At 44.0% G+C, this 14285-nt stretch carries 11 protein-coding genes; 6 read left to right on the top strand and 5 right to left on the bottom strand.

The window, feature by feature from the left end:
• The first annotated feature begins 1425 nt into the window (after positions 1–1425).
• Both ACQY26_RS06520 and ACQY26_RS06515 read left to right on the top strand, forming a co-directional pair.
• Positions 1426–1887 (top strand): hypothetical protein, encoded by a 462-nt coding sequence (locus tag ACQY26_RS06520; protein WP_428048336.1) that lies wholly within the window; start codon positions 1426–1428, stop codon positions 1885–1887.
• A 252-nt stretch (positions 1888–2139) separates the two neighbouring features.
• Positions 2140–2646, top strand: coding sequence for a hypothetical protein (locus ACQY26_RS06515; protein WP_428048335.1), 507 nt, complete (start codon positions 2140–2142; stop codon positions 2644–2646).
• A gap of 57 nt (positions 2647–2703) precedes the next feature.
• Here ACQY26_RS06515 and ACQY26_RS06510 read toward each other — a convergent pair whose 3' ends face one another.
• Positions 2704–2880 carry a hypothetical protein gene (locus tag ACQY26_RS06510; RefSeq protein WP_428048334.1) on the bottom strand — a complete coding sequence of 59 codons (177 nt, stop codon included), beginning with the start codon at positions 2878–2880 and terminating at the stop codon, positions 2704–2706.
• A 323-nt stretch (positions 2881–3203) separates the two neighbouring features.
• On the opposite strand from ACQY26_RS06510, the gene lon reads away from it, so the two are divergent.
• From lon to hydG, 4 genes are all read left to right on the top strand, one after another.
• Positions 3204–5546 (top strand): endopeptidase La, encoded by a 2343-nt coding sequence (gene lon, locus ACQY26_RS06505; protein WP_428048333.1) that lies wholly within the window; start codon positions 3204–3206, stop codon positions 5544–5546.
• 80 nt (positions 5547–5626) lie between these two features.
• On the top strand, positions 5627–6100 hold the full coding sequence (gene mscL / locus ACQY26_RS06500; protein ID WP_428048332.1) for a large conductance mechanosensitive channel protein MscL: 474 nt from the start codon (positions 5627–5629) through the stop codon (positions 6098–6100).
• A gap of 61 nt (positions 6101–6161) precedes the next feature.
• Entirely contained in the window at positions 6162–7034 is an 873-nt protein-coding gene (locus tag ACQY26_RS06495) for a hypothetical protein (RefSeq protein ID WP_428048331.1), read from the top strand.
• A gap of 114 nt (positions 7035–7148) precedes the next feature.
• The gene (gene hydG, locus ACQY26_RS06490; RefSeq protein WP_428048330.1) at positions 7149–8516 is read left to right on the top strand and encodes a [FeFe] hydrogenase H-cluster radical SAM maturase HydG; all 1368 of its coding nucleotides are present in this window, start codon (positions 7149–7151) and stop codon (positions 8514–8516) included.
• Between the two features lie 114 nt (positions 8517–8630).
• On the opposite strand, the gene ACQY26_RS06485 is transcribed toward hydG, so the two are convergent.
• From ACQY26_RS06485 to hisS, 4 genes are all read right to left on the bottom strand, one after another.
• Positions 8631–9653, bottom strand: a complete 1023-nt coding sequence (locus ACQY26_RS06485; RefSeq protein ID WP_428048329.1) for a hypothetical protein — start codon at positions 9651–9653, stop codon at positions 8631–8633.
• Positions 9654–9711: 58 nt separating this feature from the next.
• A complete protein-coding gene (locus ACQY26_RS06480; protein WP_428048328.1) occupies positions 9712–10821 on the bottom strand; it encodes a hypothetical protein in 1110 nt (369 codons plus the stop codon).
• A 470-nt stretch (positions 10822–11291) separates the two neighbouring features.
• The gene (aspS, locus tag ACQY26_RS06475; protein ID WP_428048327.1) at positions 11292–13070 is read right to left on the bottom strand and encodes an aspartate--tRNA ligase; all 1779 of its coding nucleotides are present in this window, start codon (positions 13068–13070) and stop codon (positions 11292–11294) included.
• 13 nt (positions 13071–13083) lie between these two features.
• A partial coding sequence (gene hisS, locus ACQY26_RS06470; protein ID WP_428048326.1) for a histidine--tRNA ligase occupies positions 13084–14285 on the bottom strand: 1202 nt, incomplete at its 5' end.

The following is a 14285-nucleotide window of genomic DNA, read 5'->3' as shown; positions in this document are numbered from 1 at the left end:
AGTGTTAAATAAAGGCCTGAAGGGTGTTAAGGATTCTGGCAGCACGGACAAGGGCAGGCAAGTTCGGAAGTCAGTAGTTTAGGCGCAATTTCCGCCAATTACTATAAAACTTTAATCATATTTCTGCAGAATAGTATATTACCCGATTTGCAGAAAATGAGAATATATTTACAAGTTAAGGAATTATTTTTATTCCAAAATGTTATTCTATTACCATTTTTATAAAGACCAAGAAAATTCTTAATTTAATATTTTTTTAATTAAAACGAGTTTTTTATTTAAAAAAAGATAAGCAATAAAATAAAAGATATGGAATTAAATTAATTCCAAATAATTTTTACGAACAAACTTTTTTAAGTATAAAAAGGCTTAAAACCGGATACTTGAATATCAAGCGAAAAACAAATAAAAGGAAATAGCTTCAGTTTAAAAAAGGGGAGTTATAAGACAGCGTTTTTTTGAATTATTTTACTTGTGATAATTTTTATTATGTTAATTAATTTGAGATTAAAAAAGGGGGTTTTTATAGTTATAATATTTATTAATAAAAGTTATATTATATCGATTTTATCAATGTTTTTTATTATAAATTAATATAATTTATAGTTTTTTATTTTTTCTAGAAAGAGATTTTGCAAAACTGCAGTTTAATTTGCCCGGCAATGTTTGATTTTTAAGTTTTTATTTGCAGAAAAACGGACCTGAAAATGTTTAAAAAATCCGTTTTTAAAATAAGCTTTCAGAGGCTTTTTTCAACATATTTAAATCGCAAAAATCCCCCTCTTTAAAATATTTTTAACACTTTTTTAATAGACATTATGGAATTAAAATATATCCATAACTAAATATAGCCCATTTAAAATTTGCGTTTTAAGCGTTTTGGGGTACCTGGGATATGGCTGAATGTTTAAAACGCGATATGGCGCATTTTAGAGATTTTTATCAGTTTTAGAACTATTTTTATTCTATAACTTAATATTTTAGCGCAAAATATAAATGTAAACGCTATTTATGTTTAGGAATTAAAAAAGGAAAAACGGCTGACCAAAGGTAAATATAAAAGGAATTTTAGGGCTTCAGATTCTAGGCTAACTGCTTATATAAGATAATCTGTTTAATAAAAATATCTGGGAATAAAATTGCCCTTTTATACATTTAAGGATTGTTTTCTACAAAAGCAGGGAAGAATAATGGACTTAATTTAGAGCCAAGACCGCAGCAGGTTACCACGTTCCTTTAATATTAAAAAGGAATATAAGCCAAAAAACTATAAAACTCGGTTTTCTGCCGGCAAAAAATCCCTGCCGGATTTGTAATTTACATTAAAATCCGCAAACTTGTATCTATATTTAAAGCAATGTTGTAAAAGGCATAAAAAAGCTTATATTTAGATTAGGGGCAGTTTCATTTAAAGGAGAATGACTAATGGCAAACAAAGTGTATATTCTTATAATAATATTGCTGACGGCGGGGATTTTTGCCTATATAGGCTGGGGGGAAAGCGGCAGCAGGCAAGGAATTGAGCTTCAAATAACGCCGTCGCCTTATACAATACAGCAAAGTTTAGAACGTGCAAAAAACGCCTTAGAAGCGCAAAATATACCCGTAACAGCGGAAATTGCAATAGCGGACACCGACTCAAATTTACCTAAAGCTTACTTACTCCTTCTAAATCTGCCGGAAGCGGGGGAACTGATAGCCCAAAATATAGAAACCGCGGGAATGCTTCCCATAAAAATTATCCTTTGGGAAGACGGCCCCCAATCCAAGCTGGCTTTTATAAAGCCCGAACTGCTTGCCAAACATTACAATTTGGATCCTCAAAAAACAGAAACTATACAATTAAAACTAAATAAAGTTACGGAAGATATAATAAAACAGGATTAATATAATCCCTCTGCCCTTACAGGCGCATGATTTTGCCGGGTTCCCCATCCCCCCATATAAAGCTATGAGCTTGATATCCGCACCAAGTTTTATTCCCCTCACAGTTTTAACGGCTTAGTCCGATGAATCCCCCCCTCAGCCGGCGTGTTTCAGGGATATTGTTATCTTATTCCCATAAAAAATACTATGCCACTGCGCTATAATTTTATATAATTAAAAATAACTATAACAGTTTAAAGTAATTATCTCTATATGAAAAAGCTTATATATTGCCTGCTTTTTGCACAGATTTTATTTTATTACGGATGTTCGGAAAGGGAACAGTCCGAGTTTCCTTTTTACGCTTTTGACGGAAACCGCCGCGGCAAACAAATAGGATTGCTGATTCCCGTTGAAAATTCCGGCGTATTAAAGATGTTTGTCAGCGTAGATAAAATAAAACCCGGCAATTACAGTTTATATTTACATGAAGACGCCCAATCCTGCCGCGCCCCGAAGGAAGCCCTTTCCGGGAATATTGTAAAAACGCAGTTTCCGCTGTTGGACGGAAGCGACGGAACAATAAGGGTGATAATAATCTCCCGCGATTTAAAAATGCAAGATTTAAGGGGCCGCTCCTTAATAATACACGAAACTACGGAAAATATACAGGCAAATGCTTCTTCAGAGCAAAACTCCGCCAAAACTTCGGGGGACATTCTTTCCCCCGCAGGGAAAGGCGTCGCATGCGTTAATATACCACATAAAAAGAAGCGTTAATTTCAGATTGCACATATAACAAAAATAACCCCGGCGCGGATTAGGCCCGGGAGTTCTTTAACCTTTTAACATCCCCCGCCTAACAGCATTTATTAAGGGATTTTCTTCCTCAGACGAAATTTGTTCCGCCTTACTTACCGAAACTTCCACGTCAGAAGAGTTTTCTTCCGCAAAAGCTGCTAAACCTATAAACATTGCCAAAGAAAATATCGGCAAAAGCAATATTCTTTTCATATCAATTTTCTCCTTATAAAAATAATTAAAAAACACAACAAAACGCAGGGAGCGAACAATAAGAACGGAAGATTTGCGTTTTAAATTTGTATACCTTAAAATGACACTTATTTTTATCAAAAACAATCAACTGTTTTTTATTCTCGCCGTAAGTTCACCTCTGAACGCCACAATTTTGGATTATAATTTACTCTCATCAAACGAAACACCATAATTAGCAGAGTATTGTTTTATTTGCTAAAATTGGATATAATAATATTGCGGTCAAAAACCGCGAAATATGTAAAAGCGGCAAACTTCCGACTTTTACGGGGTAAAACGATATGAATATAATAGACGACATAAAACAACAAACCTCATACCCGGCGAACCTTCCGGCCATAGCCGTAAGGGATGTGGTAATGTTCCCGGGCATGTCTTTGCCGATATCCGTAGACAGGCAAAAATCAGTAATGGCGATAGAGCTTGCTCTCGGCACAACCGGCAAGTACATTATAGCCGTCTCCCAAAAAGCGGCCGAAACCGAAGAACCGACCGCCGACGATATTTACAAATTCGGCGTATTGGCGGAGATTACCCAATCCCTCAAAATGCCCGACGGCAGCATGAAAGTGTTTTTGCAGGGTATAGCCAGGGCCAAAATCAACAATTTGGAATTTAACCCGGTGGCGAAATGCTGGTACGCCAATGCTGAGTATCCCTCCGACGATACCAAACCCGACGCCGAAATTAAGGCCCTTATGCGCCAAACTTTGGATCAGTTTGAAGAATACGCCATGGTAACCAGGCGCATAGCCATAGAAGGCGTTTCCTTCTTAAGGCAGATTGAAGATCCTTCCAAACTGGCAGATACGATAGCTTCAAACATAATAGTAAAGACGCAGGACAGACAGGATATTTTGGAAACCGTGCCCGTCAAGCCGCGCCTTGAGAAGCTGTTAAAACTGCTCGCCAGCGAAGTGGAAATAATTTCCCTCGAGGAAAAAATCCACTCCAAGGTAAGAAGCCAGATAGAAAAATCCCAAAAGGAATACTATCTTAACGAGCAGATGAAAGCCATTCAAAAAGAGCTCAGGCAAAAAGACGACTTCCAAAAAGATATAGACGAACTTAAAGCCAAAATCAAAAAGAACAATCTGCCCAAATACGCGGCCGAAGCGGCGGAAAAGGAAATTGAAAGGCTTTCAAAAATGGCGCCGTTCTCGCCGGAATCCACGGTATCAAGGACTTTTCTTGACTGGCTCGTAAATATGCCTTGGGCCGTTTCCACCGAGGATGTTCTTGATATAGACAAAGCCAAAAAAGTGTTGGACGAAGGCCACTTCGGTTTGGATAAGGTAAAAGAAAGAATTTTGGAATATTTAGCCGTAAGACAGCTTACCAAGAGCCTTAAAGGGCCCGTACTTTGCTTTGTAGGGCCTCCGGGAACGGGTAAGACTTCAATAGCCAAATCCATAGCGCAGGCGATAGGGCGCAAGTTTATAAGAATGTCCTTAGGCGGAGTCCGCGACGAAAGCGAAATCCGCGGGCACAGACGCACTTATATAGGCTCCATGCCCGGGCGCATTATCCAAGGTATAAACAAAGCCAAAAGCAATAACCCGGTATTTCTGCTTGACGAAATAGACAAAATGGGTTCAGATTGGCGCGGCGATCCGGCGGCGGCCCTGCTGGAGCTTTTGGATCCCGAACAAAATAAGGACTTTGTGGACCATTATTTGGACGTTCCTTTTGACGTTTCCAAAGTAATGTTCATAACTACGGCCAACTCCTTAAGTTCCATACCGGTAACCTTAAGGGACAGATTGGAAATTATTGAATTTTCCGGCTATACGCACTATGAAAAGCGCGAAATCGCCCGCCGTTACCTTCTGCCCAGGCAGATGAAGGAACACGGCCTGCCGGAAGAATCTTTAAAGGTGGAAACCCCGGCCTTGGACCTTATAATGCGCGAATACGTCCGTGAAGGCGGCGTACGCAATTTCGAGCGTGAAATCGGCACGATATGCCGCAAAGCCGCGAAGCAATATCTTGAAGACAAAAAGAAAAAAGCCATAAAAGTTACGGCAAAGAACCTGCATAACTTCCTTGGCATACCGAGATATTCCAACACTTTCGCGGAAGAAAACGGCATAGGCATAGCCACAGGTTTGGCGTGGACTTCCGTCGGCGGCGAAACTTTAGCCATAGAAGCGACGAAATTCCGCGGCAAAGGCCAGCTTATTTTGACGGGCAAACTCGGCGACGTTATGAAGGAAAGCGTCCGCGCGGCCTTAAGCTTTATCAGGAGCAAAGACTACGCCAAAAAGTTTGCATTTGATAAGACGGACTTCCATTTGCACTTCCCGGAAGGGGCCGTGCCCAAGGACGGGCCTTCCGCCGGAACCGCAATATGCACCGCGTTATTAAGCGTCATCACGAACAAACCCGTTAAAAAAGCCGTTGCGATGACGGGCGAAATAACCATAACCGGGCGCGTTCTGCCTGTCGGCGGGATTAAGGAAAAATTCCTCGCGGCTTACAGGGAAAATATCAAGACGATACTTTACCCTCAAGCCAACGAAAAGGACGTTTCCGAAATACCCGAACAAATAAGGAAAGAGCTTAAGCTTATCCCGGTAACGCATATGGAACAAGTGGTAAAAGTGGTATTCGGCAAGCTATAATTGCTAAAATATATTAAAAGGAACGCAAACACCCCTTTTTTAAAAAGGGGTGTTTTAAATTAAAAGGAGATAAAAAAGAAATGGTAACTTACATTAAAAATCTTTTTACCGACTTTAAAAATTTTGCGGTAAAAGGAAATATGGTTGATATGGCAGTAGGTATTATTTTAGGCGCGGCTTTTAACGGAGTGGTAAATTCCATCGTTAAAGACTTAATTATGCCCCCTATCAGCCTGTTGCTTTCCAAAATAAACTTCAGCGGATTGTTTTTTACTCTTAAAGACGGTTCCGCCGTTGCAGGCCCTTACGCTTCAATAGAGGCCGCGCAAAGCGCCGGCGCGGTAGTGCTGAATTTGGGCGCTTTCATCAATAACGCCATAAGCTTTTTGATTACCGCCTGGGCGGTATTTATGATGGTAAAAATCGTAAGCAAATTAAGAAAAGAACCCGCCCCGGTCGAAGCTGTTCCTACAACTAAAGAATGTCCGTTTTGCAAAAGCGTTATCAACATCAACGCCGTAAAATGCCCCAACTGCACTTCAGACCTTAAATAAATTCGTTTAGGCCCGCTGACAGCGGGCCTTTCTATATAAATTACAACAACGGAGCTAATTAATGAATAAAAAAATACTCGTTATTTTGGCGGCTTTTTTATTATGCTGCTTAAATTCTTACGCCCAGGACGGCAAAAAAACCGGCTGGCAGCTTGAGCTTAAAACCCTGGCTTTGGATTTGACTTCCACCGAAGTCAAAAACTCCGAAGATTACAAAGACTTCCCGGATGCAAAATTGAACGCCGACTCCCAAAAACTCATAAAAGGCAGATTTCACTTTTCCGGCGATTACTTCGGCCAAAATTATTTATGGTCAAACGCTTTGTTTATGGAATACGGCAAAACCACCATTAAACCGGCCGAAGGCGAAAAACTGACGACCGAAAACGCCGATAGGATTTTGCTTTCTTCCGATTATACTTTAAGGCTTTGGCACGTTAAGGATTTCCTTGGCGGGTTTGAGGCCGGTCCGTTTGTTTCTCTGGCTTATGAAACGGAATTTAATTCCAGCGGTGATTCCCCCCTCAAAAAAATAATAAGGGGCAATGCCGGCGCGAAACTTTTTGAAGGCAAATATCTTAAGTCCTTATTCGCCGCCGGTTTTATGGAATACGATTTTACATACCCGGAAGAATCCACCAAATACGGTTATGAAGCCGGCATAGGCCTTGAATACAATATCCGCGAAGGCGTAAAAGCCAAATTTACCGGCACTTTCCGCGATTATTGCTATGAAAGCGAAAAGCAGGCCACCGATTTGGATTACTCCTTGGAACTTGACGCGAGATTAGACGTTTTGGTACTTAAAAATCTTTCCGTCGCGCCGTTTATCAATTACTATACGGCCCAAGGTAAATACGTCGGCCCGCGCGGGGAAAACCTTTACGTAGGCGTAACGTTTTCCTTCAGCCATATGTTTTTGGCGGCAAAATAGCGGAAGCCTCCGCACAACAGTTTTAAAACCCGTCTAACCGGCGGGTTTTATTTTTTTAGGCGGGCAAACGCCTTTTTCCCCGCCGAAGAAGTTTTAAAGTTGTACAATATAAGTATGATAAACGAAGAATTAATTTTTGAAAATTTATCTAAAACCCAAAACAGCGACAAACAAAGGATTTTAGACATTCTTACACAGGCGCGCGAACTTAAAGGAATATCCCACGAACAAGCCGCCGCCCTGCTCAACCTGACGGATAAAGACTTAATTGAAGAGCTGTATAAAACGGCTAAATACATCAAGACGCAAATTTACGGCAACAGACTGGTGCTGTTTGCCCCGCTTTATATATCAAACGTATGTTTTAACGAGTGCCTTTACTGCGCGTTCAGAGCCTCCAATAAAGAGCTCCACCGCAGGGCTTTAAATCAGGAAGAAATCAAACGAGAAACGGAAACGCTCTTAAAACAAGGACATAAAAGGGTTCTTATGGTTGCCGGTGAATCGTATACCGGCGCGGGCCTTAAATACGTTTTTGACTCCATAGACTCCATTTACGCGGCCAGGGACGGCAAAAACAATATAAGGCGCGTAAACGTAAACATCGCCCCTCTTACCATTGAGGAATTTAAAGAGCTTAAAAAACACAATATAGGCACTTTTCAGCTGTTTCAGGAAACCTATCACAAAGACACTTACCGTAAAATGCACGTCGCCGGCAAAAAAGCCGATTATAACTTCCGCGTAACCGGTATGCACAGAGCCATTGAAGCGGGTATAAACGACGTCGGCATAGGCGCGCTTTTAGGGCTTTACGATTACAGATTTGAAGTCTTGTCCATGCTTCAGCACGTTAAAGATTTAGAAGATAAATACGGCGTAGGGCCTCATACTATTTCCGTACCCAGGATAGAACCCGCCTGCGGATCGCCTTTAAGCGAGCACCCGCCATATGCCGTAAGCGATGAAGATTTTAAAAAGATTATAGCCGTGCTCAGGCTTGCGGTTCCTTATACCGGCATAATATTAAGCACAAGGGAAAACGCCGACATGCGCCGCGCCGCTTTTGAGCTTGGCATATCCCAAATATCCGGCGGCAGTAAAACAAACCCCGGCGGGTATGAAGACGACAACGCCGACGAGCAATTTACCCGCGGCGACCACCGCCCGCTTGAGGCCGTAATCTCCGACATAGTGGACCACGGTTATATCCCCTCTTTCTGCACGGGATGCTACCGCCTTGGCAGAGTAGGCAAAGATTTTATGGACTTGGCAAAACCAGGCCTTATAAAAGCGCATTGTCTGCCTAATGCAATGTTCACTTTTGCGGAATACCTCTACGACTTCGCTTCCGAAGATCTAAAAGCGAGAGGATTGGCCCTTATTGAAAAAATGATGAAGGACCTCCCCCCCGCCAGAGCGGAGCAGACCAAAGCCAATTTGGAAAAGGTCGCCAAAGGCGAGCGCGACATATATTTCTAGGCCGGATACGGAATTATACGATTAATAAAGGGGCGGAGAGTTAAACTCTCCGCTCCTTATAAATGTTTGCTTTAAGTCTGCGCGCAGCCTGCAACTGCCCATTTAAATCATAAATTAATTTACTATCAAGCCGTTGCTTCCTTTAGTTTGGCAGACGCAAGCCGACTTATATATTGTAAGCCCGTGGGAGTCTGTTCCTACACAAGCCGGAGTGCCATTACTCATAAGTTTAGGGGTATCCCCAAGACAGCAACAAATACCGCTGCATTTTGTAGAAGACCATATACCATGATAGCAAGTGCTTGCCTGAGCAACTGTAATGGGCATACCTTGGCAATAAACTTTATCGGGCTGGCAAGTGCAGCCGCTGTAGCTGTTCCAACTGTATCCGGAGGCGCAAGTGCATTTCCCGTACCAAGAACCGTAAGTCCAGCCGGAACCCGTGCAACTAGCCGTACGATTCTGCGTGCCGGAAACGGCGTTTGCGTAAGCGGAAGAACAAGTCCTTGTGGTAGACTTCGGGAGAACGCAAACTCCGTTTTCCATACAATAGCCCCTTTTACAGCTGAATATAGGCGTTGTACAACCGGTGTTCTCGCCGCTTCCGCCGCAAGTTAAATACATTTTGCAGTCCTGGCTGCCTTTAAGCCTTAAACTGCGCCATTGCGCGCCGGAAGCGCAAGCGGACAAATTACCCAGATTGACTTCGTTAAGAAAAGTTTTCGAAGCGTTAAAAGAGGAACTACTAGTTGAAGTTAGGCTTTGTAATGTTTGGTTAGGGTCTCTTAAATATGTAGTACCATATGTAGAATAAGCCTTGCTTTCGTATACGCCAAAGGCATCGGCATCATTTCCGCTTCTCACCGTTCCCGTTGTGGTAAGCGTTCCTTCGCCCCTGATATCCGCAAAGCCTTCTATAGCAGATTCCTTTGCGACGGAAAAATCTCCTTCGATTTCCGTCTTATAGGCTTTATCCTCAGTATCCGTGCCCATATTTATCATGAACTCGTTCGCAACCGTAAGGCTGGCGTGGCTGCCGTAAGGAACAGGATAAAAAGTTATATATTTGATCATCCTTTGCGCGTTTAAAGGCAAAAGAACAAATAAAAACAACAAAACAACCGCGGTCTTTTTCATACTTCCTCCGCCTGCTAAAATTAATTTATAAAACAAATCTTAAAAAGGTCTCCGGGAACTAACCGCCGCAAACCCTGTAATACATCGTGCTGGTATCGCCCGTACCGCCCTGGCAGATATATCCGCCCACATTAGCCGTAGCCGTATGACAGCTTGCACTGGAAGAGCTGTAAATCGTATAAGAACTGTAACAAGCCTGCGTGCCCGCTGCGGAAGCGGCGTTGCCGTACAAAATACAGCCCGGTTTAGAAGGATTTTCCCGGCACCAGAATGTAGCGTCGCTTACATTTGAAAAACTGCATATTTCAACCGCATAATAAGTACCGTTGATAATCATACGCTTAGCCCCGTCATGCTGGCCGCAAAACCATGTAAGATTGGCGTCGGTGCATTGCTTGCTTCCAGTATAACAATAAGCCGAAGGAGTATCGCCCCTCCCGCAGTTAAACGTCGCAGGGATAGAGGCCGAAACGGCTTCTCTTAAAGCGGTGCAGGGGAAATTTTCCGTTCCGCATGCGTGCGTCTGTATACAGCCCTCCCTTTGGGAATCCCCGCAAGTATCCTGTATATTTGCAGGGCCTATCTGCCACGGGCCAAATTCGCACTCGGGCAAATCCGGGGCGTCACATCCGTTAGAGGCCTCATTGCAGCTGCCGCAGGTAAGATAATACTTGCATTCTTCGCTGCCTTTAAGCCTTAAAGGGCACCAGTTCGGCGTTGAAGCACATCCGCCCGCCAAATTGGTAAGGGCGTAAGAACCTATTTTTACATTAGAGTTGACCGAAGTTTCGTCCGCAACATAAGCATAGTCTACATTATTATCCAAAGCTTCAACGGTATTGCTCGGGCCGATTAAATCCGCACGGCCGTAAGCCATAACGGTATTGACGTCGCCGCTTCTTATGGTGCCGGTGGTTGTTACATTGCTTCCGCCGGTTTCCTTAAGGCGCAAAATGCCGTCCAAAGTAACCGCGCCTGGCACGGTAAGCCTTCCTGCGACTTCGCTTTTACCGCCGTCCCGTCCGCTTATTATTGCCGTATTCTTTACATCAAGCCTGTCATGGTTGCCGTACGGTATCGGGTAAAAAGTTATATATTTAACCATTCTCTGCGCGTTAAGAGGAGCAAACAACGCACAAAGCAAAACAAAAAAAGCAAACTTACGCATAGACCACCCGTAAAATTAAAATTGAGAAACGATTTAAACCCCTATATATTAAATATAACAATAATTTATATTTTGGGCAATATGTTTTTTATATTTAATATTATGCGGGCGCGCACATGGAAAGAAACAAGAATTAAGCGTTTCAATCGCTCGAGCCGATAAAAACCAAAGAGCAAAAGACAAACAAAAGCAGCCAAATTAAAAGTATTAACATAATTTAAGGCCGCATATAAAAAAGCGGCATATCTTCCATGAGCTTCAACCCACACGGAAAAAAATGCCGCCGAAGCGAGCCGCACCCATAGGGCGGGCGGCTCCTTATATCAGCGACAGTTTTTTGGGGTTGAAGCTTACCAAAGTTTTAAACTTTGATATGGCCGGGCATTATCCGGCACCAAAAAATCAGTCTTAAAAACAATTTTATTTAAGGCTTTTAAAAAGCCTGTATCCTAATTTCAAAACCTACAGGTTTACTTTGCGTCTTCCTCCTCGGTATGAGTTACGGCTATGCCGAGTTCGTCCAATTGCTTTTGATCCACTATATTCGGCGATTCCGTCAGCGGGCAGGAAGCCGCCGTCGTTTTGGGGAAAGCGATAACTTCCTTAATGGAATCTTCCCCGCAGATTAAAGCGGTAAGCCTGTCAAAGCCAAGGCCCATACCGCCGTGCGGAGGCGTACCGCGCTCCAAAGCGTTTAAAAGCATCCCGAAGCGCCTTGCGGCTTCTTCTTTGGAATGCTTCATTAAAGCCAAAATCTTTTCTTGTATATCGCGCCTATGGTTGCGGACCGAGCCGGATGCCAATTCCATACCGTTAAGCACCATATCAAACTGATAAGAGCGCACTTTTAAAGGGTCCGTATCCAAGAGAGGTATATCCTCTTTGACGGGCGCGGTAAAAGGATTGTGCGCCGCGTCGTAGCGGTCTTCCTCGGGGATGTATTCCAGCAGAGGGAAGTTGACCACCCACAGCGGGGCCCATTTGGTTTTCGGCTTAAGGCCGAGAACTTTTATAAGTTCTTTTCTTAAAGCGCCCATAAACAAAGCGCAGGTATCGGCTTTAACGTCGCTGCCGATAAAAACGGTGTCGCCCTCATTGGCGTTTAAGCCGCCGCGCAAAGCTTCCAGTTCGCTTTCGCTGAAGAACTTGGCGGAAGGCCCCTCAAATTTACCGGCTTTGAACTTAAGCCAAACAAGGCCTTTCGCGCCGTTTTTCTTTACAAGCTCCGTAAGTTTGTCAATCGCGCCACGGCTGAGTTTATCGGCGGAAGCTTCGGCCCTTAAAGCGCGTATCGCTCCGCCGTCTTTAATAACGGCCTCAAAAACTTTAAAAGCGGTATTTTTGAAGATATCCGTAATATCGGAAATTTCCATATCAAAACGCATATCGGGCTTATCGCTGCCGAAGCGCAAAAGAGCTTCTTTATACGGCATACGTATAAACGGGGTTTTAATTTCCTCCCCCACCGCTTTAAAAACCGTCTGCATCATGCCTTCGGCTATGGAGAAAATATCATCAAGCTCCACGAAGGACATTTCTATATCTACCTGAGTATGTTCCGGCTGGCGGTCGGCCCTGAGGTCCTCGTCACGGAAAGCGCGGGCAAGCTGGAAGTATCTGTCCACGCCGCTGGCCATTAAAGTTTGTTTGAACATTTGCGGGCTCTGCGGCAAGGCGTAAAACTTGCCGTTGTGCACCCTTGAGGGCACCAAATAATCGCGCGCGCCTTCCGGCGTGGAGCGCGTTAAAATCGGGGTTTCAATTTCCAAAAAGCCGTGTTCGTCAAAATAACGCCTTATAACCTGGGCAAGGCGGTGGCGGGTGGTAAGATTTTTTATCATGCGGGCGTTCCTTAAATCCAAATAGCGGTATTTAAGGCGGACGTCTTCCGATATATTCTTTTCCGTATCAATGTCAAAAGGCAAAGGCACGCAGGTGTTGAGCGTTTCAATTTCGTCGACGATAATTTCAACTTCGCCGGTGGGAATATTTTTGTTTACGTATCCCTCTTTGCGTTTGGCGACGGCGCCCTTGGCGCAGATTACATATTCGTTGCGCAGAGCGGAAGCTTCCTCAAAAGCGGCTTTGTTATCCGGCCCGACTACAAGCTGAACAAAACCGGTTCTGTCCCTTAAATCTATAAATAAAACGCCGCCGTGGTTGCGGTATCCGTGCACCCACCCGCAAAGCGTTTGTTTAGTTCCTTCCATGGCGGCGGTTATTTCGCCGCAGTAATTAGTTCTTTTCATAATTCACCAAGTTTTACTTAATATTTTTAATGGCGCCGGCAAGAGCATCAAGCGGATAATCTTTTTGCTCACCGGTGGTCAAATCCTTAAGCTTAGCCGAGCCGCGGGCGGTTTCTTCTCCGCCGATTATCACGGCAAAGCGCGCTTTTGTTCTGTCGGCCTGCTTCATTTGGCCTTTAAGGTTTTTCTCAAACAAGCCGCCTTCGGTTATAATGCCATCGGCCCTTAAATTCTGCATTACGTTAAAAGCGTACTCGTTGCAGGATTTTTCCAAGCTGACGACATAAACTTTAACCTCTTCTTCCGCAGGCAAAGAACCCAAAGCCAAACAGGTCCTTTCCGCGCCCATGGCCCAGCCCACGGCGGGGATGTCCGCGCCGCCCATTGATTTTATAAGGCTGTCATAACGTCCGCCGGCCGCAATGGCGTTTTGGGATTTGTCGCCGGCCTGAAACTCAAAAACCGTTCTGGTATAATAATCAAGCCCGCGCACGAGGGAAGTATCAACTATATAAGGGATTTTCCCGTCCAGCAGCCTTTTAACTTCGTTAAAATGCTCTTCGCATTCGGGGCAAAGTTTCATTTTGGGCGCGCCTTCGGCAAATCTGTGTCCGTCTATTTTACAATCCAATACGCGCAGCGGATTGCGTTCAAGCCTGTCTTGGCAGGTTTCGCAGAGAGTATCTTTTGAAGATGACAAATAATCAATCAAAGCCTGGCGGTACAGCGGGCGGCACTTTTCACAGCCGAGCGAATTTATTTTTACGCTGTAATTTTTTACGCCGAAAGCCTGCATGATATCCTTTAAAAGCAATATGGCCTGAGCATCGGCCGCGGGGGCAGGATTGCCCAAAAATTCCGCTCCGATTTGTTCAAACTCACGGTAGCGGCCCGCTTGGGGGCGTTCCGCGCGAAACATATTCCCGATATAAAAAAACTGCTGAACCGGCGCGGCTTGCGTAAAATTGTTTTCTATGTAAGCGCGAGCAACCCCCGGCGTACCTTCCGGGCGAAGAGCCAGCAGGCGGTGCCCCGCGTCTTCAAAACTGTACATTTCTTTTTGCACTATATCGGTGGTGGTGCCGGTTGATTTTATAAAAAGTTCCTTAAGTTCCACCGTCGGAATGCGCAGCTCTTTTACGCCGTAGAGTTTAAAAACTTTTCTTGCGGCGGCTTCAAGAGCGGTCAAAGCGGCCGCTTCCGGGCCGAAAATAT

The sequence above is a fragment of the Candidatus Proelusimicrobium excrementi genome, assembly GCF_937881865.1.
GTDB classification, from domain to species: domain Bacteria; phylum Elusimicrobiota; class Elusimicrobia; order Elusimicrobiales; family Elusimicrobiaceae; genus Proelusimicrobium; species Proelusimicrobium excrementi.
The sequence above is the reverse complement of the archived record's forward strand: the minus strand, read 5'-3'. Positions and strand labels throughout refer to the sequence as shown.